We start from the raw sequence: 21,855 nt of genomic DNA on the forward strand, positions 1-21,855 counted from the left end.
AGGGTTTCGATCACGGGCGGCAAGGCTACCGCCGGGGCGTGCGCGGCGGGGCCGCGCGGTCCGGGGCGCGGGCCGGGCCCGGCCGCCGGCCGCCGGCCCGCTTCAGTCCCGCGCCAGTCCGAGGCGGGCGCGCAGCCCGGTGCGTTCGTCCGCCGCCACCGAGGCCGCGCCGTCCGTCACCGTCTCGTACACCGCGAGGATGTCGGCGCCGACCGTCGACCAGTCGAACCGCCGCACGTGCGCGCTGCCGCGCTCGCGCAGTTCGGCACGCCGCCGCGGGTCGCCGAGCAGCCGGACCGCGGCCGCCGCGAGCGCGTCGGCGTCCTCGTTGGCGAAGAGTTCGCCCGCCGCGCCCTGGTCCAGCACCTGGGCGAACGCGTCCAGATCGCTGGCCAGGACGGGGGCCCCGGCCGACATCGCCTCGACGAGGATGATCCCGAAGCTCTCCCCGCCCGTGTTGGGGGCGACGTACACGTCGACGCTGCGCAGCAGCCGTGCCTTGTCCTCGTCGCTCACCATGCCGAGGAACTCCACCCGCCCGCGCGCCTCCTCGGGCAGCGAGGCGACGGCCTCCTCCTCGTCGCCCCGGCCCGCCACCAGCAGCCGGGCGTCCGGGCGGGCGGCGAGGATAGCGGGCAGCGCGCGCATCAGGACGGGCAGCCCCTTGCGGGGTTCGTCGATGCGCCCGATGAAGCCGATGGTGCCGCCCCTCCGGTCGTCGCCGTCCTGGACGGGGTTTCGGGCCTGCTCGGACTGCCATTCGGGCCGGGGTTCGGCCGAGGCGAAGAAGTCGACGTCGACGCCGTTCGGGATGACGACGGCGTCGCCGCCGAGGTGTTCGACCAGGGTCCGGCGGGCGTACTCGCTCACCGCGATGCGCGCGCTGATCTTCTCCAGCGCGGGCTGCAGGATCGGGTACGCGGCGATCATGGCCCGGGAGCGCGGGTTGGAGGTGTGGAAGGTGGCGACGATCGGCCCCTGCGCGGCCCAGCAGGCGAGCAGTCCCAGCGACGGGGAGGTCGGCTCGTGGATGTGGATGACGTCGAAGGTGCCGTCGTGCAGCCAGCGGCGGACCCGCGCGGCGGAGAGGAGGCCGAAGTTCAGCCGGGCCACGGAGCCGTTGTAGGGCACGGGCACGGCCCGGCCCGCCGAGACCACGTACGGCGGCAGCGGGGTCTCGTCGTCGGCGGGCGCCAGCACGGACACCCGGTGGCCGAGGCGGATGAGGTGCTCGGCCAGGTCCCGGATGTGGAACTGCACCCCGCCGGGCACGTCCCAGGAGTACGGGCACACGATGCCGATCTTCACGGCCGCCCCTCCCGGTCCGCACCGGCGGCGGAGCCCGCCGGGTCCGCCAGATCCGCGGGCCACAGTCGTTGCAGCATGTGCCAGTCCTCCGGGTGCTCGGCGATCCCCTCGGCGAAGGCGTCGGCCAGCGCCTGGGTCATCGAGGACGTCTTCTCCCGGCGGCTGCCCGACTCGGGGACCTCGACGGCCGGATGGACGCGGGCCTTCATCACGGGCGTGCCGTCGTACCGGAGGGTCACCGGCAGCAGCAGTGCGCCGGTCTGCTGGGCGAGCAGCGCCGGTCCCGCGGGCATCCGCGCGGTCTCGCCGAAGAACGTCACCTCGATCCCGGAGGCCGACAGATCGCGGTCGGCGACCAGGCAGACCAGGCCGCCCGCGCGCAGCCGCCGGGCCAGGGCGCCGAAGGCGGCGCCGCCGCTGTGCGGCAGCACCTCCATGCCGAGGCCCTCGCGGTAGGCGACGAACCGGTCGTACAGCGTCTCCGGCTTCAGCCGCTCCGCGACCGTGGTGAAGGGGACCTTGAGCTCGGTGGTGACCCAGGCGCCGGCCAGGTCCCAGTTCGCCAGGTGGGGCAGGGCGAGGACGACCCCGCGCCCGGCGTCCAGTCCCTCGGTCAGCCGGTGCGCGTCGGCGACCTCGACGGAGGTCCGGATCCGGTCCGGACTCCAGGCGGGCAGCCGGAACGACTCCATCCAGTAGCGCATGTAGGAGCGCATCCCGGCCCGGGAGAGCGCGGCGAGCCGGGCCGACGACGCCCCGGGCACGACCCGGGCCAGATTCGCCTCCAACCGCAGCACGCCCTTGCCCCGCCGCTTCCAGACCTGATCGGCGAGGGTGCGGAAGAGACCGCGGGCGACCGGTTCCGGCAGCTTCTTGACCGCGGCCCAGCCGAGCCCGTACAGCCCGTCGGTCAGCCGGTCCCGCAGGCCGGTCCGTTCACCGCCCGTCGCCTCGCTCACCGCGCGGCCCCGCTCCCCCGGGCGGCCTCGGCGGCGTCCGCCTCGGCGGACTCGCGGCGCACGGTCACGACCCGCTGCACCAGCGTCACCAGGCTGCCGGCGGCGACGATCCACAGCGCGATCGGCAGCACGATCTGGATGCCGGGGACGCCGAACGCGTGGAGACCGGCGAGGCCGGCGGCGACCAGCGAGATCACCAGCCTCTCGGCGCGCTCCACGAGCCCGTTGACCGCGACCGGCAGCCCGATCGACTCGCCGCGCGCCTTGGTGTACGAGACCACCTGGCCGCTGGCCAGGCAGAAGATGGCGACCGCGCACAGCAGGTTGTCGTCGCCCCGGCCCGCGTACCAGAGCGCGAATCCGCCGAAGATCGCCCCGTCGGCGACCCGGTCGAGCGTCGAGTCGAGGAACGCGCCCCAGCGGCTGGAGATGCCGGCCTGCCGGGCCATGTTGCCGTCGACGAGGTCGGAGAAGACGAAGACCGTGATGACGATCGTGCCCCAGAAGAACTCCCCCATCGGGAAGAAGACCAGCGCACCTGCCACCACCCCTGCCGTCCCGATCAGGGTGACCGCGTCAGGGCTCACGCCGAGACGGAGCAGCAGTGCGGCGAACGGTGTGAGGACACGCGTGAAAAAGGCACGCGCGTACTTGTTCAGCATGGCCTTCCCGAGGGTCTGTGGCCGGGCGGCCCCTTCGGCCACCGGCTGGCCCATCGTAGTCACGCCGGGCGGAGGTCGGCCTCCGGGCACCCGGCCGCGCGCCGGGCATGTGACGGATGGACGCGGCCCGGCGCGAGTGGAAAGCTCGAATTACCGCGGGCGTCGCGGCGGCCGCCGCGTCGTCTCCACGGGGGCCCGGTGCGCCCTTCCCGCTCCCCCGCGTCCCCCTCGGCCGAGGGCCCTCCCCGCGGCGTCCCGGCCCCGGAGGACGCCCCCGCTCCCGGGGGAACGCGCCGGATCCGCGTCCCGCTCCTCCGAAGAGGGCGCCGGTTCCCCACCCCCGCTCCGCGTCATCGATCCGGGAGGCAGGCCATCATGGGCGACAGGACACACGCACACGCCGGGGCCGCGGGCGGGGTGACGACGGCCGACCGGCCCTCGTCCCTCCGCAACGTGGTGCTGGCCGGCCACAGCGGCTCCGGCAAGACCACCCTCGTCGAGGCCCTGGCGCAGACGGCGGGCGCGGTCAACCGGCCGGGCCGGGTCGAGGACGGCGCGACCGTCTCCGACTACGACGAGATCGAGCACCGGCGGCAGCGTTCCGTGCAGCTCTCGCTGGTCCCCGTCGACTGGGGCGGGTACCGGATCAACCTGCTGGACGCCCCCGGGTACGCCGACTTCGTCGGGGAGCTCAGGGCCGGTCTGCGGGCGGCGGACGGGGCCCTGTTCGTCGTGTCGGCCGCGCAGGAGGCCGACGCCGTGGCCGCCACCGCCCGGGCCGCGTGGGACGAGTGCGCGGCGGTCGGCATGCCGCGCGCCATCGTCGTCACCCACCTGGACACGGCCCGCACCTCGTTCGACGAGATGACGCGGGTCTGCGGCGAGATCTTCGGCGGCGACGATCCGGACGCCGTGCTCCCGCTCTACCTTCCGGTCCACGGCCCCGCGGGCCCCGACGGGCACGCCCCGCTCACCGGACTCACCGGGCTCCTGAGCCGGCGCGTCCTCGACTACTCCTCGGGCGAGCGCCGGGTCGGGCCGCCCGACGAGAACGCCCGGGCCGCGCTCCGGGAGGCCCGCGACCGGCTCATCGAGGGCATCATCGCGGAGAGCGAGGACGAGACCCTGATGGACCGCTATCTGGCCGGCGCCGACCTCGACACGGACACACTCCTGAAGGACCTGGAGCGCGCCGTCGCGCGCGGCGCCTTCCACCCCGTGCTCGCCGCGGCCCCCGCCGCCGAGGGCGCCCGCCAGGGCGTGGGCACGGTCGAACTCCTGGACCTGATCACCGGGGGGCTCCCGGCCCCGCCGGAACGCCCGCTGCCCGACGTCGCCCCGCTGCACGGCACCGCGCTGCCGGTCCTGAACTGCGACCCGGCCGGCCCCCTCCTCGCCGAGGTGGTCAAGACGGCCTCCGACCCGTACGTCGGCCGGATGTCGCTGGTACGCGTCTTCTCCGGCACCCTGCGCCCCGACGACACCGTCCACGTCTTCGGTCACGGCCTCACCGACCCGCGCGACGAGGTCCGCCCCTGCCACGAGTCCGAGGTGCGGGTCGGCGCGCTCTCCTCGCCCTTCGGCGGGCAGCAGCGCCCGCTCACCGCGTGCGCCGCCGGCGATCTGGCCTGCGTCGCCAAGCTGGGCGACGCCGAGACCGGAGACACCCTCTCCGGCGGCGACGCGCCCCTGCTGATGGACCCCTGGACCGCGCCGGACCCGCTGCTGCCGCTGGCCATCGAGGCGCACGGCAAGGCGGACGAGGACCGGCTCTCCCAGGGGCTGGCCCGGCTCGTCGCCGAGGATCCGACCATCCGGCTGGAGCAGAACCAGGACACCGGTCAGCTGGTCTTGTGGTGTCTCGGCGAGGCCCATCAGGACGTGGCCCTGGACCGGCTGCGCAGCCACTACGGGGTCCGGGTCGACGTCGTGCCGCACCAGGTGGCGCTGCGCGAGACCTTCGCGGCGCCGGCCGGCGGGCGCGGCCGGCACGTGAAGCAGTCCGGCGGCCACGGTCAGTACGCGATCTGCGAGATCGACGTGGAGCCGCTGCCTCCCGGGTCGGGCGTCGAGTTCGTCGACGAGATCGTGGGCGGGGCGGTGCCGCGCCAGTTCATCCAGTCCGTGGAGAAGGGGGTGCGCGCCCAGGCCGCCCGCGGAGTGGCGGCCGGGTATCCGCTGGTCGACGTGCGGGTCACGCTGCGGGACGGGAAGTCCCACTCGGTGGATTCCTCCGACGCCGCGTTCCAGACCGCGGGTGCGCTGGCCCTGCGCGAGGCGGCCGCGGCCGCCCGCGTCCGGTTCCTCGAACCGGTCGCCGAGGTCCGGGTCCTGGTGCCGGACGAGTACGTGGGCCCGGTGATGAGCGACCTGTCCGGGCGGCGCGGCCGGGTGGTCGGCACCGAGCAGGCCGGCCCCGGACGCACCCTCGTACGGGCCGAGGTCCCGGAGCTGGAGATCGGACGGTACGCCGTCGATCTGCGCTCCCTCTCCCACGGCGCGGGCCGGTTCGAGCGGGCGTACGCCCGGCACGAGCCCATGCCCCCGCAGCTCGCGGAACGCATCCGACAACAGCAGGAAACCAGCCCCGTTGGCGTGTAATCACCCCTGCCGGCGTCCTTCGCCCGCCGTTTGTCCACAGGGGCGGACGGCGCGGCGATCCGGACGTTACTCTGTGGTCCCAGCTCAGAAGGTGTGCGGGGCACGGCAGTTGGGAAACAGCCGCAGGAGCGGTTCCTCGGCGGTGAGTGGGGGCTACGGTGGCCAACGACGGATTCGATTTCTCTCCCGGAGCACAGATCCCGATCCAGGGCTCGGGCGGAGCGGCGGTGGCGACGAACGCCCTCGCCTCCGCGGCGTACCGCGACAGCCCGGTGGAGAAGATCCTCGACGCCAACAGCGAGTGGCACAAGTCGGAGGTGAAGGCGGGGCGTTCGAAGTTCTTCAAGTCGGACTACTTCAAGCCGGACCTCGGCGAGGCGTTCTCCCGCGCGGTGCAGGAACGCACGCTGGGCGGTGCCCGCAAGGCGCTCATCCAGTCCTTCGGCGCCGATCCGCGGACGGTCGTCGAGCACTGCCTGTCGGCCAGTCGGCTGCGCCGGGCCCGCGACATCAAGCTGACCGCCGTCACCGGTCTGTTCGGCATTCTCTTCCTGCCCGGGATGCTGCTGTGGATCATCGCCTTCCGGTTGCGTGACGGGCTCGGGAGGACGAAGGACAAGGCGCTCGCCGCCGTGGGCAACGCGCTGCTGCCGATCATCGGGATCGTGGCCCTGATCCTCCTGGTCAAGCTCCCGCTCACCGGCTTCCTGGCGCTGTACGCGCGGGCGATGATCATCGCTCCGGTCGTCGGCTGGTTCATCGCCAAGCGGATCGCGGAGTCCTCCGCCAAGGACCTGCGCGACCGCTGGACGGGGCTGTTGTCCGGCGGCGGCGTCATCGCCAAGATCCCGGAGGCCGCGCCGAAGAACCCCAGCGAGACCTCCCGCGAGACGCTCCGCCAGAACCTGGAGAAGCTCTCCGCCGAGCAGCAGTCCAACTCGGTCTTCTACGCGGGGCCCAAGGGGATCCTCGGCATGGGTACCCGGTGGGGCAGCTGGCAGCTCGCGGAGGAACTGGTCTCCAAGGACCCCGACAAGGAGTTCCACCGGTTCCGGAGCTGGGACCTGATCCGGGCCATCCACGACCAGCTCAAGCTGTTGGAGCGCGGTCCGCTGAACACCGGGGGCTTCCCCAAGCCGTCGGTCACGCACTGGATCGTGTCGCCCGTCGGGGAGAACGCCGACTCGGTGTCCCGCCCCGATGGCGAGGACGTGGCCACCTTCCAGGTCAAGCCGCACGAGATACAGCGGATCTGCAACCACCAGCAGTTCGGCGGCGGCGACCGGCACTATCTGGGGGTGCAGTTCATCCTCTGGGACGGCCAGTTGGTCATCACCATGATGATCACGGTCACGGTGCTCTACGAGACGCTGCGCATCGAGGTCACCGGTCACGCGCTCGGCCCGGTCCATTCGCTCTTCACCAGCAAGCCCTCGGCGAAGACGAAGACGGTCAACAAGACGGTCCGGTTCTGGGAGACGCGCGACATCACCCTCCCGCTGGTCGAGTCCTCGGAGGTCGTCCGCCTCGCCCTGCGCGCCCCGCTGACCTGGTATCCGCCGCTGCTGGACTACCTCGGCGGCAAGATCGCCCTGCCCGAGCCGTTCGGGCTGCGGCACGCGTGGGCGGAGAAGCCGTGGCGGCACCGCTTCATGGCGGACGACGCGATGCGCGCGGCCACCCCGGTGCTGCGGGCCGTGCACAGCGCGGCCCTGCGCGTGCTGGAGGAGAACGGCGTCAACACCGAGCGCTTCGACAACCGTTCGATGGTGCTCAGCGGCCTGATCCAGGACCCGGCCCCGCGCAAGGCCGACCTGTACGACGCGTAGGCCCGGGGCCGGGGGCGCTCCGAGGCGGCCCGGGAAGGGTCATGGCCGCGGGGACGCTCTTGGACGCCGAAGAGGCCCCGGATGCGTGGACGAGAGCCCCGGGTGCGGTGGAAGGGCGTCCCGGGTGCGTGGAAGGGCGTCCCGGGTGCCTCACGCCCCGGGCGCGGCGAAGGCCGCCCCCGCCGGAGACGGCGCACGGGGCGGCCTCGGTGCGCTCCGGGGCGGCGCCGCCCCGGCGGCCGCTCGCCGCGACGACCGGGCCGGTCCGGCCGGGCCCGGCGGCCGGGTCAGTCCACCGGCCAGACGGCGGCCAGCATCGCGCGGGTGTCGGCGAGCAGCTGCGGCAGCACCTTCGTGTGTCCGATCACCGGCATGAAGTTGGTGTCGCCGCCCCAGCGCGGCACCAGGTGCTGGTGCAGATGCGCGGCGATGCCGGCCCCCGCCGAGGCCCCCTGGTTGAGCCCGATGTTGAATCCGTGCGCCCCGGAAGCCGCCCGCAGGGCGACCATCGCCCGCTTGGTGAAGTCGGCCAGCTCCATGGTCTCCGGGCCGTCCAGCTCCGTGTAGTCGGCGACGTGCCGGTACGGCACCACCATCAGGTGCCCGCCGTTGTACGGGTACAGGTTCAGCACGGCGTAGACGCTCTCGCCGCGCGCGACGACCAGCCCGTCCTCGTCCGACTTCGACGGGATCGCACAGAACGGACAGCCGTCACCGGCCTCCGAACCGGTCGGCTTGTTCTCGCCCTGGATGTAGGCCATCCGGTGGGGCGTCCACAGGCGCTGAAAGGCGTCGGGCGTCCCCACTCCGATCTGCTGCTCCGGCTCACTCGTCATGCCGATCAGCATATTGCTTCGCTCCGGGACGGGGTGCCGCCGGGGCCGCACCCGCCTCCCGCCCCGTCCCGGGAGGGCGGCCCTCCGGCCGCATGGCCCGGCCGCGCACCCGCGCACGACCCCACGCCCGCGCACGACCCCGACCACGCGGCCGCGACCGCGCCCTGGAGCGCAACCCCGCACCCCGGCGCGCGCCCCGGACGCGCAGCGGCGCCCGGAGGGAGCCCGCGCTGGGCCCTCCGGGCGCCGTCGTCCCCTCGGCGGGGTTCCGGGCACCGTCCGTGCCGACCGGCCGCTCCGGGCCCGGTCCCCCGCCCTCGGGGCGTCACACCTGTGCGCGCCGCTCCACCACGTCGACGAGCTTGGCGATCGCCTCGTCCCGGGCGATGCCGTTCTCCTGCGAGCCGTCGCGGTACCGGAACGACACCGTGCCGGCGTTCATGTCCTCGTCACCGACAATGATCATGAACGGCGTCTTCGCCTTCTGGGCGTTGCGGATCTTCTTCTGCATCCGGTCCGACGAGGCGTCCACCTCGATCCGCAGGCCCCGCTTCCGCGCCTGGGCCGCGAACTCCTGGAGGTACGGGACGTGGGCGTCGCCGATCGGGATGCCGACCGCCTGGACCGGTGCCAGCCACACCGGGAACGCGCCCGCGTAGTGCTCCAGGAGCACCGCGAAGAAGCGCTCGATGGAGCCGAACAGGGCCCGGTGGATCATGACCGGACGCTGCTTGGAGCCGTCCGGGCCGGTGTACTCCAGGTTGAAGCGCTCCGGCAGGTTGAAGTCGAGCTGGACGGTCGACATCTGCCAGGTGCGGCCGATCGCGTCCCGTGCCTGCACGGAGATCTTCGGGCCGTAGAACGCGGCGCCGCCCGGGTCCGGGACCAGCGGCAGCCCCTGCTTCTCGGCGACCTGGCGCAGCGTCTCCGTGGCCTCCTCCCACACCTCGTCGGAGCCGACGAACTTCTCCGGGTCCTTGGTGGACAGCTCCAGGTAGAAGTCGGTCAGACCGTAGTCGCGCAGCAGGTTGAGCACGAAGGTGAGCGTGCGGTCGAGCTCCTCCGCCATCTGCTCCTTGGTGCAGTAGATGTGCGCGTCGTCCTGGGTGAAGCCGCGCGAGCGGGTCAGACCGTGCACCACGCCGGACTTCTCGTACCGGTACACCGTGCCGAACTCGAACAGGCGGAGCGGCAGTTCGCGGTACGAGCGCCCCCGCGCGTCGAAGATCAGGTTGTGCATCGGGCAGTTCATCGGCTTGAGGTAGTAGTCCACCCCGTCGTCGAGCTGCATGGGCGGGTACATGCCGTCGGCGTACCAGTCCAGGTGGCCGGACTTCTCGAAGAGCTTGCCCTTGGTGGCGTGCGGGGAGTAGACGAACTCGTAGCCCTCCTCCTCGTGACGCCGCCGGGAGTAGTCCTCCATGGCGCGGCGGACGACGCCGCCCTTGGGATGGAAGACCGCGAGGCCGGGGCCGATCTCGTCCGGGAAGGAGAAGAGGTCCAGCTCGTTGCCGAGCTTGCGGTGGTCGCGCTTGGCGGCCTCCTCCAGGAACTCCAGGTGCGCCTTCAGCTCCTCCTTGGTGGGCCAGGCGGTGCCGTAGATGCGCTGGAGCATGGGGTTCTTCTCGCTGCCCCGCCAGTACGCCGCGGCGTTCCGCATCAGCTTGAACGCCGGGATGAACCGGGTGGTCGGCAGGTGCGGACCGCGGCAGAGGTCCTTCCAGCACAGCTCGCCGGACTTCGGGTCGAGGTTGTCGTAGATGGTCAGCTCGCCGCCGCCCACCTCGACGTCCGCCCCGTCGCCCGCGGTCTCCACGGAGCCGGCGCCCTTGATGCCGATGAGCTCCAGCTTGTACGGCTCGTCGGCCAGCTCCTCGCGGGCCGCCTCGTCCGTCACGACGCGGCGGGAGAACCGCTGCCCCCGCTTCTGGATCTCCTGCATCTTCTTCTCGATGGCCTTGAGGTCCTCGGGGGTGAACGGCTTCTCGACGTCGAAGTCGTAGTAGAAGCCGTCCTTGACCGGCGGACCGATGCCCAGCTTGGCCTCGGGGAAGAGCTGCTGCACGGCCTGCGCCATGACGTGCGCGGTCGAGTGCCGCAGGATGTTCAGGCCGTCCTCGGAGGAGATCTCGACGGGCTCGACGACCTCGCCGTCGGCGACGGCGTACGCGAGGTCCTTCAGCTCGCCGGCGACCCGGGCCGCGACGACGGTGCGCTCGCCGGGGAAGAGCTCGGCCGCCGTAGTGCCCGTCGTCACCACGCGCTCTTCCCGCTCGGAATCGCGTTGGATGATCACACGGACGTCTGACACCGGTCTCTCCTGACTCAGGGGGTACGCACGCTCTCGTGTATGCGCGTGCGATACGAATCGTACCGAGCCGCGGGGCCCCTCCGCGAAATCGTTTGGCCGCGCCCCCGGCCCGCTCCCCCGCCGACGCCCCTCCCGGCCCCGCGACCGCCCCCGTCGGCCGTCCCCGCGCGCCTCGCCAGGCCGTCCCCGCGCGCCTCGCCCGGGCCGTACGCGGGGGCGGGCCTCGTGCCTGGCCGGGCCGCGCCCGCACGGCGGGCGCTTCGACGGAGAGCGACCGCGGGACGACTTGCAGTGGCGGCCTCCCGGCCCTCCCCCGCCCCTCCCCGGGACACGGGATACGGGACACGGGAGTCCGGCGCAGGACGACGCCGCCGGACCGGGCCGCCCCGTTCTCCGAGAGCCCCGTCCCCACGAGGCCGACGCCCCCGCGAGACCCGCGACCACCGGCGCGCTCCGGGCCGCGCCGGCCGGCCCTTCGGCGAGCGTGCGGACAACTCCCGTACGGGCGAAGGTCGTTGCGACACCGCGACCACTCGCGAACACGGCGTACCGGGCCTGGGGCGCGGGTATCACGGGACCGTGCGGGGAACGCCATCTTCCGTACGGGCGTGAGGAGTTCGCAGATGACTCACTGGTACGAGGGACCACTGGCCGCTTTCGACACCGAGACCACAGGAGTGGACGTCGAGGAGGACCGGATCGTCTCGGCCGCCCTGGTCGTCCAGGACATGGCGGGCGGCCGGGTGCATGTCACCCGGTGGCTGGTGAACCCGGGGATCCCGGTGCCGCCCGCCGCGACCGGCATCCACGGCCTGACGGACGATCACCTCCGGCGCAACGGCCGCTGGCCGGCGCCGGTGATGGAGGAGCTGGCCCGTGCGCTGGCCGAGCAGTGCGCGGCCGGACGGCCGCTCGTCGTGATGAACGCGCCGTTCGATCTGACGCTGCTGGACCGGGAGTTGCGAAGGCACCGGGCGTCCTCGCTCAGCGGCCGGCTGGAGAACGTCTCGCTGTGCGTGCTGGATCCGCGCGTGCTCGACAAGCACCTGGACCGCTACCGCAAGGGGCGGCGGACCCTCTCCGACCTCTGCGCGCTGTACGGGGTGGGGCTGGACGACGCGCACGACGCCGTCGCCGACGCGACGGCCTCGCTGGAGCTGGTACGGGCGGTGGGACGGCGCTTCTCGTCCCGCCTGGAACGGCTGACGCCGCCCGAACTGCACACCCTGCAGGCGGTGTGGCACGCGGCACAGGCGCGCGGCCTCCAGGCCTGGTTCGCGAAGAACGGCACGGCTGAGGCGGTGGACCCCGCATGGCCGCTGCGTCCGGCGCTGCCCGCCGCGGCGTGACCGGCGCGACGTGACCGGCGCGGTGGACACGCCCGTGACGCTCCCGCGGTGGACGCGCGCCGCGGCACGTCCAAGGAACGCGAAAGCCGGTCCGTCGGATGGGTCTGACGGACCGGCCTCTCCCGGTGGGCGATACTGGGTTCGAACCAGTGACCTCTTCGGTGTGAACGAAGCGCTCTCCCACTGAGCTAATCGCCCGGGAACGGGTTGAACCCTACACGGCCCGGCGGCCCCGTTTCAAACCGCTTCCAGCCGGGCCGCGAGGCCCCGGCGCCCGGCGCGCATCATCAGGGCGTGGTTGGCCCGGAACACCGCGCGTCCGGGCACCGCGAGCGCCCGCATCAGCCGCCTGCGCACCTCCACCTCCTGCTCGTAGACGACCCTGCTGCCCGTGCCGCGCGCCGTCACGGTCCACCGGGCCCAGCCGTCGAGGTCGCCGCCGAGGACCGCCTCCAGGACCCCGGCCCGGGGATCGCGGCGGTGCTCGCGCATCGTGACGACGAGGTCGTACGGGAGGACCGAGCGGATACGGGTGGCGGCGGTGGCGGAGTCGAGCCGGGTGACCTCGCGGACCTGCCGCCACCAGCACGGGTAGTCGTCGGCCCGTTCGAGGATCCCGTACACGGCGGCGGGCGGGCCCGGAAGGTCCCAGACGCTCAGGAATCGGTAGTGGTTCCAGTCCATGCCCCCAGTCTGCGCGTACTCACCCCGCGAACTGAGTACGCGCACGCATGTACGAGGCAGCCGTCGCGACCACACTCCCGTTCATGGAACATGTGCCGCCACCCGCCGAGGAATTGGCGCTCCTCGATCACGAGCTGGCCCGGCTGGACGCCCGCCGGTCCCAGCTGCTGGCCCGCCGCGCCTGGCTGTTGGGCGTGCTGTCGCAGCCGGTCGCCCGCCCCGGTGTGCCGCCCGCGCCGGCCGTGCCGCCGGGCGCCGCCCCGTTCGGGCCGCCGGTCCCGCCCATGGCTCCGGCCGGCGCTCCCGTCGCACCGGCCGGCCCGCGCGGCGCGCAGAACGTGCTGCTCACCCTGGGCGGACTGCTGCTGACGATCGCGGCGATCGCGTTCACCCTGGTCAGTTGGGGCGAGATGGGCATCGCCGGCCGTTCGGCGGTGCTCGCCGTGGTGACGGTCGCGGCGCTGGGCGCGCCCGCCCTGCTGCTGCGGCGCGGTCTGCCCGCGACGGCGGAGTCGGTCGGCGCCCTGGCGTCGGTGCTGATGGTGCTGGACGCGTACGCGCTACACCGGGTGGCGCTGCCGGACACCGGGGGTCCCGGTTACACCGCGGTGGCCTCGGCGGCGCTGGCCGCGCTCTGGGCCGGTTACGGTCTGCTGCTCGGCCGTCTGCGGCTGCCGCTGCCCCTGGCGGTGGTGAGCGCGCAGCTGCCGCTGCCGCTGTGGGCGTGGTCGGCGGGGTCCGGTGCCACCGGGTACGGCTGGGCGCTGCTGGTCACGGCGGCGGTGGACGGCGCGATCGCGTTGCGCGGCAAGGGCCTCGGGGTACGGGTGACGGCCTGCCTGGCGTGCGGGGTGACGGGCTCGATGGCCCTGCTGACGGCTCTGGCGCAGTCGGTGTCCGCCGGGACGGCGGGGGCCGCCTCGGCTCCGGCGGCGCTGCTGTGCGCGGGGGCGGCGCTCGCGGTGGCGGGGGCGTGGCGCGCGCCGGGCGGGTTCGCGGTCGTCGGCGGCGTGGTGGCCGGCTGGTGCGCGGTGGCCGCGGTGGGCGGCGTGCTGCGGACCGGGGTGCCCTTGGAGTGGTCGGTGCTCGTGTATCTGCTGTGCGGACTGGCCTCGGCGGCGGTGGCGATGCGGGCCCCGCTGCCGCGCCGGGTCGGGCAGGGGGTGCTGGGGGCCGCCTCGACGGTGGCGGCGGGGGCGGTGCTGGTCTCGCTGCCGCCGGTGTGCCTGTCGCTGACGGACGCGGTGTCGCACGCGGCCGGGGTGTGGTCGGGATCGCCGGACGGCACGGTCCCGGGGTGGGCCCGGACGGCCTCGGCCCCGGTGGTGCTGTTGCTGGTGGCCGCCCTGTCGGGGGCGGTGCGCCGGTGGTGGGCGTGGGCGGTGCGGGCGGCCGGCGCGACAGAGGCGCCGGGACCGGCGTGGCGGGGCGCGGCGGGGGCCGCCGCGGTGGCGCTCGGCTGGGCCGGGTTCACGCTGACGCCCGCGGTGCTGGGTCTTCCGTACGCGGCCGGTCTGTCGCTGCGGCTGTCGCTGGTCGCCGCGCTGGCGGCGGTGGCGGCGCGCGCCCTGCGCCGGGGGACCGACGCGGTGGGGCCGATCGCGCTGGGGTGCGCGCTGGCCGCCGCGCTGGACGCCGGGCTGCGGGCGCTCGCCGCGGAGGCGGCGACGTACGCGGTGTTCGGGTCGCTGCTGGTGGTGCTCGGGGCGGTCGCGGTGGTGCTCGACGACGCGGCGGCGGAGGACCGGCCGGGCCGGATGCGGGAGGCGGTACGGGTCGCCCAGGCGGTGACGGCGTGCGGCGCGGTGGTGTGCGCGACGGCGCTGGCCCTCTCGGCCGGGGCCTCGCTGGGGCTCACCGGGCACCGGGCGGCGCCGGTCGTGCTCGTCGTGCCGACGGCGACGGTGCTGCTGGCCGCCCGGCTGCGGGGCCGCCCGCCGGCCGCCGCGCTGGAGTCGGCCGGGGCCCTGGCAGCGGTGGTGGCGGTGGGCCTGGCCGCGCCGGACCGGGCGACCCTGGCGCTGGTGCTGGCGCTGTGCGGGGTGCTGGCGGCGGGCACGGCCCTGCGGCCCGAGCGGCGGCCGGCCGCCGGGTACCTGGCGACGGGCCTGTTCGTCCTGGCGGCCTGGCTGAGGCTGTCGGCCTCCGGGGTCTGGGCCCCCGAGGCGTACACCCTGCCGGTGACGGCGCCCGCGCTGGCGGTCGGCGTGCTGCGCCGCCGCCGCGACCCGGAGGCGTCGTCGTGGACGGCGTACGGAGCGGGGCTCACGGTCACGCTGGCGCCGAGCCTTTTCGCGGCCTGGTCCGATCCGCACTGGTTCAGGCCGCTGCTGCTGGGCCTGGCGGCGCTGGCGATCACCCTGGCGGGCGCGCGGTTCCGGCTGCGGGCGCCGCTGCTGCTCGGGGGCGCGGTGCTGGCGCTGGACGCCCTGCACGAGCTCGCGCCGTATGTGGTCCAGGTGGTCGGCGCGCTGCCGCGCTGGCTGCCGCTGGCGCTGGCCGGGGTGCTGCTGCTGGCGGTCGGCGCCACGTACGAGCAGCGGCTGCGCGACGCGCGACGGCTCAAGGAGGCGCTGGGCCGGATGCGCTGACGGTCCGTCGTACGGCCGGTCCGGGAGCCCGCACGGGCCTCGGGCCGACCGCGTGCCGCCCCGCCCGTTCCCCCGTATCCGCGTCCCGGAATAAGGACGCGGATACGGCGCCGTCCCGAACTGCCCCCGGAACGGGCTCGATTCGGCGATTTCCGCCGCACCGGACGGGAAATGCGGCGGAGTTCGGGAAGCGCGTCGTGGAACTGCCGTTCCGCGCGAACCGCACGGGGCCCTTTCGTGAATTTCACCCGATCGGGCGCGTCGTCCGGAAGCACGACAGCACGGAATTGCGCGTGCCCGCCATGCCCGCCGGCCCGGCCGACGACGGGAATCCGCATTCCCGGGGAATCTCCGCGGCGGATTCCTCCGTCACACACGGCGACGGCCGCGCACTCGCTCCGCGTCCGCGCCCGAGGATCACCGGCGGCTTCGCGACCGGTCTTCCGTCACGACGCGGAGGGGCCCATGAGACTCTGATGTCTCATGGGCCCCTCCGTCCGGGGTGGGCGATACTGGGTTCGAACCAGTGACCTCTTCGGTGTGAACGAAGCGCTCTCCCACTGAGCTAATCGCCCGGGCGCAGACCAAACATTACCCCATGTCAGCGGCCCCTCATGACCACCCCGGTTCACTCGCGGACGCGCCACGGCACGGTGACGCCGAACTTCCAGACGTAGATCCCCACCAGCACGACGACGATGACCAGGCCGACCACGGTCAGGATGACGTTGCGCCGCCGGACCTTGGGATCGAGGGCCCGCTGGGCGGCCTCGGTGACCTTCCGCCGGGTCCAGCGCAGCACGAGCTGCGCCCAGACGAACTCGGTCGCCCAGATCGCCATGCCGGCGAAGATCACCAGCCAGCCGGGGCCCGGCAGCGGCAGCATGATGATCCCGGCCACGACCACCGCGAGACCGACCACGAAGACGCCGACCTGCCAGCTCAGGTGCAGCGCCCTGGACGCCTTGATGAAGCCGGGCGCGCGCGAGCCGAGCTCCCGATCCTCCGCCGGCGCGCCCCCGGCCGCGTCTCCCGCGGCCGGCATGGACCCCGTCGGCGCGACGCCACCGTCGCGCTCGTCACTCCCCGCATTCATGGCGGCCAACCTACCGGAACGGCGCTCATCACCGGAATGGCCGCATTACCGGAAGTCACACACCGCCGTCCGAGGTACCCGAAGGAACACAAAAAGGTCAGAGGGGTTTACAACGCCACCGTAGGTGGCATGTCGATTTCGCCGACGTGCGAATCCCCGAGCGCACACTGAGCGAAAGGCCCTGGCGCTTATGAACACCACGGTCAGCTGCGAGCTGCACCTGCGCCTCGTTGTGTCGAGCGAGTCCTCATTGCCTGTACCTGCGGGCCTGCGGTATGACACGGCCGATCCTTATGCCGTGCACGCCACCTTCCATACCGGAGCGGAGGAAACGGTCGAATGGGTTTTCGCCCGCGACCTCCTCGCCGAGGGGCTGCACCGGCCCACCGGCACCGGAGACGTCCGCGTCTGGCCATCCCGAAGTCACGGCCAGGGCGTCGTCTGCATCGCGCTGAGCTCCCCGGAGGGCGAAGCCCTGCTCGAGGCCCCGGCAAGGGCCCTGGAGTCGTTCCTGAAGAGGACCGACGCCGCGGTTCCACCGGGCACCGAGCATCGCCACTTCGACCTCGACACGGAGCTCTCACACATCCTGGCCGAGAGCTGAGCCAGACCGAGAGCTGCACGGCGCCGTCCGACTCGGGGAGACGGCGCCGCGCGGAAACCCCGCAGGGCGACACCGGCGCCGCCAGCACGGAATCCACCGTGGTGACGGCGCCGGTCCGCGCTCCCCCGCGTACCGACGGAATCACCCACCGCACACGGGTCGCCCGCCCCGTGCACCACGCAGTCACCCTGAACCCCGCATGTCCCGTCCCCCTCGCACGCCCCACGCGGCGCGTCCCCGCACGCTCAGGGCCGGACGGATGAACGCGGCTCCCCCGCACCCGGGCACGGCGAACAGGGACTCCTCGGGCCCTCGCCGGGCCTCTCGGGCCCCTTCTGCGGCGACACCGAGCCAGTAGAGTCAGCCGGCATCGGCTGCGGGCACCGGCCCGCCGGAGGCCAGGGAGCGAAAGCGTGCTGATCCCACACGACACCCGGATCGCCCTCGACACGGTGGTCGATCTGCTGAACACAGCACCGGCGAGCGGACAGCGGGAGGGCGGGCAGGCCGACGGGCTCCCCGACGTCGAGACCCTCCACGACTTCGCGCGACGCCACCGCATCAGCGGGGTGGGCCGGCTGTACGAGAAGGACCTGCGGGCCGTGCGGGACGTGCGGGCGCGCTTCGCCGCGATCTTCGCCACGGACGACACGGAGCGCGCCGCCACGCTGGTCAACGCCCTCGTCGCCGCCGCCGGCACCACACCGCAGCTCAGCAATCACGACGGCTATGACTGGCATGTGCACTACTTCGCGCCGGACGCCTCGATCGCCGACCACCTCGCCGCCGACTGCGGCATGGCACTGGCCTTCATCGTGGTGGCGGGCGAGCGGGAACGACTGCGCCGCTGCGAGGCACCGGACTGCCGGCACGCCTTCGTCGACCTCTCCCGCAACCGCTCCCGCCGCTACTGCTCCAGCCGGACCTGCGGCAACCGTCTGCACGTCGCCGCGTACCGGGCGCGGCGCAAGGAGGCGGCGGGCTGACCGTACGCGGCAGGGCCGGCCGGCCGTTCACAGCATGAAGAGATCGTGCAGGGCGGCCATCAGCAAGAGGCTGCCGACCACCCCCAGGAAGATCATCAAGGGGGGCTGGGACAGGGCGAAGAGGCAACCACGGGGCTCTTCGACGGGGCTTGTGGGGGCATCCCCACGGGAAGTGTCGACCATCTCGGGACGATCATGACCCACTCCGACCCCTGCTCATGGCCAACCCCGCTTCTGTCACGGGGAGTTCACCCGCTCCAGGGACAGACGCTCTCGCTCCCCCGTCCGGGCATCCGCCGCTTGTTCGCCCCGACGCCCCTTCAGCGGCCCGCCGTTGACGCGCATGGCCGCCAACTGTGCAGCTCGCACACCGAATTGGAGTGCGCGGTACAGATGTGCGCCGGGTGCCGGTCCTCCCCCGCACGCCGACGGCGGGCACGGAGCGGCGGGTCAGCGCCGCGGGGTGCTGGAGGCGCGCACCACCAGCTCCGGCCGGAGCACCACGCCGCGGTGCTCATGGGCGCCGCTCGCGTCGCCGGTCTCCTCCAGGAGCAGTTCCGCGGCCAGCCGCCCCATCACGGCTGCGGGGCGGCGGACCGAGGTGAGCGGCACGGCCGCGGCGGCGGCGAACTCGATGTCGTCGTAGCCGACGAGGGCGACGTCGTGCGGCACCCGCGCCCCGGCCGCGTACAGGGCCTGGAGCACGCCGAGGGCGAGCAGGTCGTTGGCGCAGAACACCGCGGTCGGCCGGGGGGCGAGACCGAGCAGCCGGGCGCCGGCGTCCCGGCCCGCCGCCACGTCCAGCCGGTCGCAGGGGATCTCGACGAGCGCCTCGGCGGGCAGTCCCGCGTCCGCGAGCGCCGCCAGCGCGCCCGCGCGCCGGTCCCTGATCTGGTGCAGGTCGTCCGGACCGCTCACATAGGCCACCGAACGGTGACCGGCGGAGACCAGGTGCCCCACGGCGAGAGCGCCGCCCCGGACGTCGTCGACGGAGACCGCGCAGGTCCCCGCGCCGGGCGCCACCCGGTCCACCAGGACGAACGGGATCCGGTGGCGGCGGAACGCCTCCAGGTTGCGGCCGGTTGCGTCGGCCGGGGTGACCAGCACCCCGCGCACCCGCTGCTCGGCGAAGAGCCCGAGGTACTCGGCCTCCTCCGCCGGGTTCTGGTCGCTGTTGCAGACCATCACCCCGAGTCCGGCCGCGCGGGCGGCGCGCTCGGCGCCGCGGGCGACGTCGACGAAGAACGGGTTGCCCATGTCGAGGACGAGCAGCGCCACGATCCGGCTGCGGCCCGCCCTGAGCTGACGGGCCGACTCGCTGCGCACATAGCCGAGCCGCTCGATGGCGGCCAGCACCCGGGCCCGGGTCTCCGGCAGGACCGCGTCGGGCCGGTTGATCACGTTGGACACGGTGCCCACGGAGACCCCGGCCTGCCGGGCCACGTCCTTGATCCCTGCCACCCGCGCCACTCGCCCCGCCCCACTGGTGCCCTCGCCCCGCGCCCGTCCGCGGCGTCGCTCCATCGTACGGACGTCGCCGTCGGCGGCCCCGTGCCGTGAGTCCGGCGAAACCGGGCGACACCCGCGCCGGGCGCGGCGGGGCAGAACGGGGCACCGCACGGGGTCCGTACGGCCGGGCGGGACTCGGTGCCGCGCGGGCGCCTTGCGGACGCCGTCCCGGAAGGGCTCAGATGCCGTGCTTCTTCAGGATGGCCTCGATGTCGCTGAAGTCGTCGTCCGACGACCCGGAGGGCCGCTGCGCCTTCGGGGCGGACTGCGGGCGGGCGGCCGGGAGCCCGGCCCCCGGGGCGGCGGGGGCGACGGCGTCGCCGCGCGCCGCCCGTCCGGCCGCCCCGCGTTCCTTGCGGGTCCCCAGACCCCGCCGTTCGACCGCGCGCGTGGTCATGAACAACAGCCAGGCCACCGCGAGCAGCCCGAAGCCGAACCACACGGTCGGCTTGAAGGCGATTCCGGCGACCCAGGCCACGATGCCGGTCAGGACCAGCCCGATCGGGACGAGTGAGTAGGCGGCGATCCGGGCGGCCGCGAGGAAACGCCTGCGCCACGCGGTGACGGCGGCGATGCCCAGGCCCGCCGCGGACACCGCGGAGCAGATGGTCTCGGCAAGCATCGGGGCCTCCAGGTACGGGGGAAACGTCCCTTCCATCCTGCACCGGCCGACGGCCGGGCGGCCACGGTCCCGGACCACTTCAGGGAGATCTCAGGGCCGGAATCCTCCCCAGGTGCCGATCCGGGCAGATGCCGCCCCGGTCCGGGCGCGGTGGACCCGGAGCCGGTTGGGCCGCCGGGCGGGGCCCTGCGAGACTGGCCGCATGAGCGATTCGAACCCCGCGGCGCCCCTCGTCCTCGACGTCTGGTGCGAGCTCCAGTGCCCCGACTGCCACCGGGCCCTCACCGATGTCCACGCCCTGCGGGCCCGGTACGGCGACCGGCTGGAGGTGCGGCTGCGGCACTTCCCGCTGGAGAAGCACAAGCACGCCCTCGCCGCCGCGCAGGCCGCCGAGGAGGCCGCGGTCCAGGGCAGGGGCTGGCCGTACGTCGAGGCGGTCCTCGCCCGTTGCGGCGAGCTCGACCGGTCCGGCGAGCCGCTGCTGATCGAGGTGGCCCGCGAACTCGGCCTGGACGCCGAGGAGATGGACACCGCGCTGATCGACGGCAGGCACCTGCTGATCGTCGACGCCGACCACGCGGAGGGCAAGGCGCTCGGCGTCACCGGCACGCCGACGTATGTGATCGGCGACGAGCGGCTGGACGGCGGCAGGAGCCAGGACGGGCTGCGCGAGCGGATCGAGGAGATCGCCGACCGGCTGCTCGCCGACGGGGCCGTGCAGGGCTGACCGGCAGACCCGACCGGCGGGACCGCCCCGGGCCGCGCCGCCTCCGGTCCGGGGCGGCGGGCGCCTCGCCCGGGGCCCCGGCCGGAGCACGGCGGTTCGAAGACAGGGCCTGCTAGGGGGTGTCTGACACATACCTGCGGCGTCGCGGGGCCCGGCACGCACGCTCGCGGCGTTGCCGAACCGCCCCCGTGGCTCCGCCACGCAGACACTCCGGCGCCTTGCGATCACACGCACCGGACCCCGCTCCTTCTCCCGCACTCATTCATCAGACACCCCCTAGAGCCGCTTGGCGAGGTTGTACCGGGTCGTCCGGTAGCCGAGCGACTCGTACAGCCGCAGTGCCGGGGTGTTCTCGGCGAAGACGTGCAGGGCGAGGACGCGCGCGCCCGCGTCCAGGTTGATGCGCTCCGCCTGCTCCATCAGGGCGCGCCCGAGGCCGCGCCCCCGGTGCTCCTCGCGCACCTCCACGTCGTAGACGTATCCGGCCGGCTCTCCCCGGCCGGTGTCCCGCACCGTCACCCAGATCTGCCCGACGACCTCGCCGCCGTGGACGAGGACGTGGAAGTGCGCGCCCTCGGTGTGCCGGCCGTCCGGCAGGCTCCGGGCGTCGTCGGAGCGGGCCTTCCGCAGCGCCTGCTCGGCCGGGACGCCCCGGTCGATCCAGGACCGCGCGTACGACTCGATGCCGGCGGCGCGCCAGGGCGCGTACTCCTCGGCCGTCATCGGCCGGGCGATGACGCCCTCGGGGAGCGCCCGGGGCGGCGCGGCCAGGTCCTTGGCCATGTTGCGGCTGCGCTCGGTGTAGCCGAGGGCGGTCAGCAGCCCCATGGCGGCCTCGTCGCCCTCCGGCACCTCCGCGCGCACCTGGGTGCAGCCCCAGCCGCGCAGCACCTCCTCGGCGGCGAGGACGGCGATGGTGCCGCGTCCGCGCCGCCGGCTGGGCTCGGCTATGCCCAGGGAGCGCAGCACTCCGGCCGACGCGCCGAAATCCCGGTCCGTGCCGATCTCCACGGCCCCGACGGGCCGTCCGTTGTCGCAGACGTCGTACGCGCGGCTCTTCGCGCCGTCGGCGCCTTCCTGAACCGGCCCGGTCGGCCGGAGGGTGGTGGTCATCCGTGTTGTCTATCCGCCGGAGACCGGATCGTCACCCCGTTTCGCACGTCCGGGAGCGTTCGCGGGCC

18 protein-coding genes and 2 tRNA genes are annotated in these 21,855 nt (G+C 73.9%); 7 read left to right on the forward strand and 13 right to left on the reverse strand.

The genetic code is table 11. The features are described from left to right. Positions 1-102: 102 nt before the first annotated feature. The 3 genes from WA762_RS13540 to pgsA are packed head-to-tail and all read right to left on the reverse strand — an operon-like array spanning position 103 to position 2,929. Positions 103-1,308, reverse strand: coding sequence for a glycosyltransferase family 4 protein (locus WA762_RS13540; RefSeq protein WP_335935812.1), 1,206 nt, complete (start codon positions 1,306-1,308; stop codon positions 103-105). Then, positions 1,305-2,267, reverse strand: a complete 963-nt coding sequence (locus WA762_RS13545) for a phosphatidylinositol mannoside acyltransferase (protein WP_335935814.1) — start codon at positions 2,265-2,267, stop codon at positions 1,305-1,307. The genes WA762_RS13540 and WA762_RS13545 overlap by 4 nt, the downstream gene beginning before the upstream one ends. Beyond that, positions 2,264-2,929 (reverse strand): phosphatidylinositol phosphate synthase, encoded by a 666-nt coding sequence (pgsA, locus tag WA762_RS13550; RefSeq protein WP_335935919.1) that lies wholly within the window; start codon positions 2,927-2,929, stop codon positions 2,264-2,266. Before pgsA ends, WA762_RS13545 begins: the two co-directional genes overlap by 4 nt. Before the next feature lie 375 nt (positions 2,930-3,304). On the opposite strand from pgsA, the gene WA762_RS13555 reads away from it, so the two are divergent. Together WA762_RS13555 and WA762_RS13560 are read left to right on the forward strand one after the other, a co-directional pair. Then, positions 3,305-5,530 (forward strand): elongation factor G-like protein EF-G2, encoded by a 2,226-nt coding sequence (locus tag WA762_RS13555; RefSeq protein ID WP_335935816.1) that lies wholly within the window; start codon positions 3,305-3,307, stop codon positions 5,528-5,530. 158 nt (positions 5,531-5,688) lie between these two features. Next, positions 5,689-7,359 (forward strand): hypothetical protein, encoded by a 1,671-nt coding sequence (locus WA762_RS13560; RefSeq protein ID WP_335935818.1) that lies wholly within the window; start codon positions 5,689-5,691, stop codon positions 7,357-7,359. Between the two features lie 287 nt (positions 7,360-7,646). Here WA762_RS13560 and WA762_RS13565 read toward each other — a convergent pair whose 3' ends face one another. Both WA762_RS13565 and thrS read right to left on the reverse strand, forming a co-directional pair. Further along, positions 7,647-8,207 (reverse strand): HIT family protein, encoded by a 561-nt coding sequence (locus WA762_RS13565; protein ID WP_335935820.1) that lies wholly within the window; start codon positions 8,205-8,207, stop codon positions 7,647-7,649. A gap of 313 nt (positions 8,208-8,520) precedes the next feature. Continuing rightward, positions 8,521-10,506 carry a threonine--tRNA ligase gene (thrS, locus tag WA762_RS13570; protein WP_335935821.1) on the reverse strand — a complete coding sequence of 662 codons (1,986 nt, stop codon included), beginning with the start codon at positions 10,504-10,506 and terminating at the stop codon, positions 8,521-8,523. Between the two features lie 623 nt (positions 10,507-11,129). Between thrS and WA762_RS13575 the strand changes: the two genes are divergently transcribed. Then, positions 11,130-11,855: a 3'-5' exonuclease gene (locus WA762_RS13575; RefSeq protein ID WP_335935823.1), complete on the forward strand. Its 726-nt coding sequence runs from the start codon at positions 11,130-11,132 to the stop codon at positions 11,853-11,855. A gap of 126 nt (positions 11,856-11,981) precedes the next feature. Here the strand turns inward: WA762_RS13575 and WA762_RS13580 are convergent. After that, positions 11,982-12,053 (reverse strand) — tRNA-Val (locus WA762_RS13580). Between the two features lie 39 nt (positions 12,054-12,092). Next, positions 12,093-12,539, reverse strand: coding sequence for an SRPBCC family protein (locus tag WA762_RS13585; RefSeq protein ID WP_335935824.1), 447 nt, complete (start codon positions 12,537-12,539; stop codon positions 12,093-12,095). A gap of 83 nt (positions 12,540-12,622) precedes the next feature. Between WA762_RS13585 and WA762_RS13590 the strand changes: the two genes are divergently transcribed. Further along, entirely contained in the window at positions 12,623-15,130 is a 2,508-nt protein-coding gene (locus tag WA762_RS13590; RefSeq protein WP_335935825.1) for an SCO7613 C-terminal domain-containing membrane protein, read from the forward strand. A 503-nt stretch (positions 15,131-15,633) separates the two neighbouring features. Here the strand turns inward: WA762_RS13590 and WA762_RS13595 are convergent. Together WA762_RS13595 and WA762_RS13600 are read right to left on the reverse strand one after the other, a co-directional pair. After that, positions 15,634-15,705, reverse strand: a tRNA-Val gene (locus WA762_RS13595). A gap of 53 nt (positions 15,706-15,758) precedes the next feature. Next, positions 15,759-16,226 (reverse strand): TIGR02611 family protein, encoded by a 468-nt coding sequence (locus WA762_RS13600; protein ID WP_443080578.1) that lies wholly within the window; start codon positions 16,224-16,226, stop codon positions 15,759-15,761. Positions 16,227-16,416: 190 nt separating this feature from the next. On the opposite strand from WA762_RS13600, the gene WA762_RS13605 reads away from it, so the two are divergent. Together WA762_RS13605 and WA762_RS13610 are read left to right on the forward strand one after the other, a co-directional pair. Then, positions 16,417-16,830, forward strand: coding sequence for an SsgA family sporulation/cell division regulator (locus WA762_RS13605; RefSeq protein ID WP_003959770.1), 414 nt, complete (start codon positions 16,417-16,419; stop codon positions 16,828-16,830). A 413-nt stretch (positions 16,831-17,243) separates the two neighbouring features. Next, positions 17,244-17,816: a CGNR zinc finger domain-containing protein gene (locus WA762_RS13610; protein WP_335935863.1), complete on the forward strand. Its 573-nt coding sequence runs from the start codon at positions 17,244-17,246 to the stop codon at positions 17,814-17,816. Between the two features lie 27 nt (positions 17,817-17,843). Here the strand turns inward: WA762_RS13610 and WA762_RS13615 are convergent, their stop codons facing one another. The 3 genes from WA762_RS13615 to WA762_RS13625 form a co-directional block, all read right to left on the reverse strand. Continuing rightward, positions 17,844-17,999 (reverse strand): hypothetical protein, encoded by a 156-nt coding sequence (locus WA762_RS13615; RefSeq protein WP_335935865.1) that lies wholly within the window; start codon positions 17,997-17,999, stop codon positions 17,844-17,846. A 267-nt stretch (positions 18,000-18,266) separates the two neighbouring features. Continuing rightward, a complete protein-coding gene (locus WA762_RS13620) occupies positions 18,267-19,286 on the reverse strand; it encodes a LacI family DNA-binding transcriptional regulator (protein WP_335935867.1) in 1,020 nt (339 codons plus the stop codon). Between the two features lie 217 nt (positions 19,287-19,503). Continuing rightward, the gene (locus tag WA762_RS13625) at positions 19,504-19,947 is read right to left on the reverse strand and encodes a hypothetical protein (protein WP_335935869.1); all 444 of its coding nucleotides are present in this window, start codon (positions 19,945-19,947) and stop codon (positions 19,504-19,506) included. Positions 19,948-20,149: 202 nt separating this feature from the next. Here WA762_RS13625 and WA762_RS13630 point away from each other — a divergent pair, with 202 nt between their 5' ends. Further along, positions 20,150-20,674, forward strand: coding sequence for a DsbA family protein (locus WA762_RS13630; RefSeq protein ID WP_335935870.1), 525 nt, complete (start codon positions 20,150-20,152; stop codon positions 20,672-20,674). A 276-nt stretch (positions 20,675-20,950) separates the two neighbouring features. Here WA762_RS13630 and WA762_RS13635 read toward each other — a convergent pair whose 3' ends face one another. Next, entirely contained in the window at positions 20,951-21,787 is an 837-nt protein-coding gene (locus WA762_RS13635; protein WP_335935871.1) for a GNAT family N-acetyltransferase, read from the reverse strand. Positions 21,788-21,855 lie beyond the last annotated feature (68 nt).

This window comes from Streptomyces tyrfis (genome assembly GCF_037034285.1).
GTDB lineage: Bacteria > Actinomycetota > Actinomycetes > Streptomycetales > Streptomycetaceae > Streptomyces.

Coding starts and splice junctions, on each gene's coding strand:
- pgsA (WP_335935919.1), bottom strand. CDS start 2,929: ATGCTGAACAAGTACGCGCGTGCCTTTTTCACGCGTGTCCTCACACCG.
- WA762_RS13555 (WP_335935816.1), top strand. CDS start 3,305: ATGGGCGACAGGACACACGCACACGCCGGGGCCGCGGGCGGGGTGACG.
- WA762_RS13565 (WP_335935820.1), bottom strand. CDS start 8,207: ATGCTGATCGGCATGACGAGTGAGCCGGAGCAGCAGATCGGAGTGGGG.
- WA762_RS13575 (WP_335935823.1), top strand. CDS start 11,130: ATGACTCACTGGTACGAGGGACCACTGGCCGCTTTCGACACCGAGACC.
- WA762_RS13585 (WP_335935824.1), bottom strand. CDS start 12,539: ATGGACTGGAACCACTACCGATTCCTGAGCGTCTGGGACCTTCCGGGC.
- WA762_RS13590 (WP_335935825.1), top strand. CDS start 12,623: ATGGAACATGTGCCGCCACCCGCCGAGGAATTGGCGCTCCTCGATCAC.
- WA762_RS13600 (WP_443080578.1), bottom strand. CDS start 16,226: ATGAATGCGGGGAGTGACGAGCGCGACGGTGGCGTCGCGCCGACGGGG.
- WA762_RS13605 (WP_003959770.1), top strand. CDS start 16,417: ATGAACACCACGGTCAGCTGCGAGCTGCACCTGCGCCTCGTTGTGTCG.
- WA762_RS13615 (WP_335935865.1), bottom strand. CDS start 17,999: ATGGTCGACACTTCCCGTGGGGATGCCCCCACAAGCCCCGTCGAAGAG.
- WA762_RS13625 (WP_335935869.1), bottom strand. CDS start 19,947: ATGCTTGCCGAGACCATCTGCTCCGCGGTGTCCGCGGCGGGCCTGGGC.
- WA762_RS13630 (WP_335935870.1), top strand. CDS start 20,150: ATGAGCGATTCGAACCCCGCGGCGCCCCTCGTCCTCGACGTCTGGTGC.
- WA762_RS13635 (WP_335935871.1), bottom strand. CDS start 21,787: ATGACCACCACCCTCCGGCCGACCGGGCCGGTTCAGGAAGGCGCCGAC.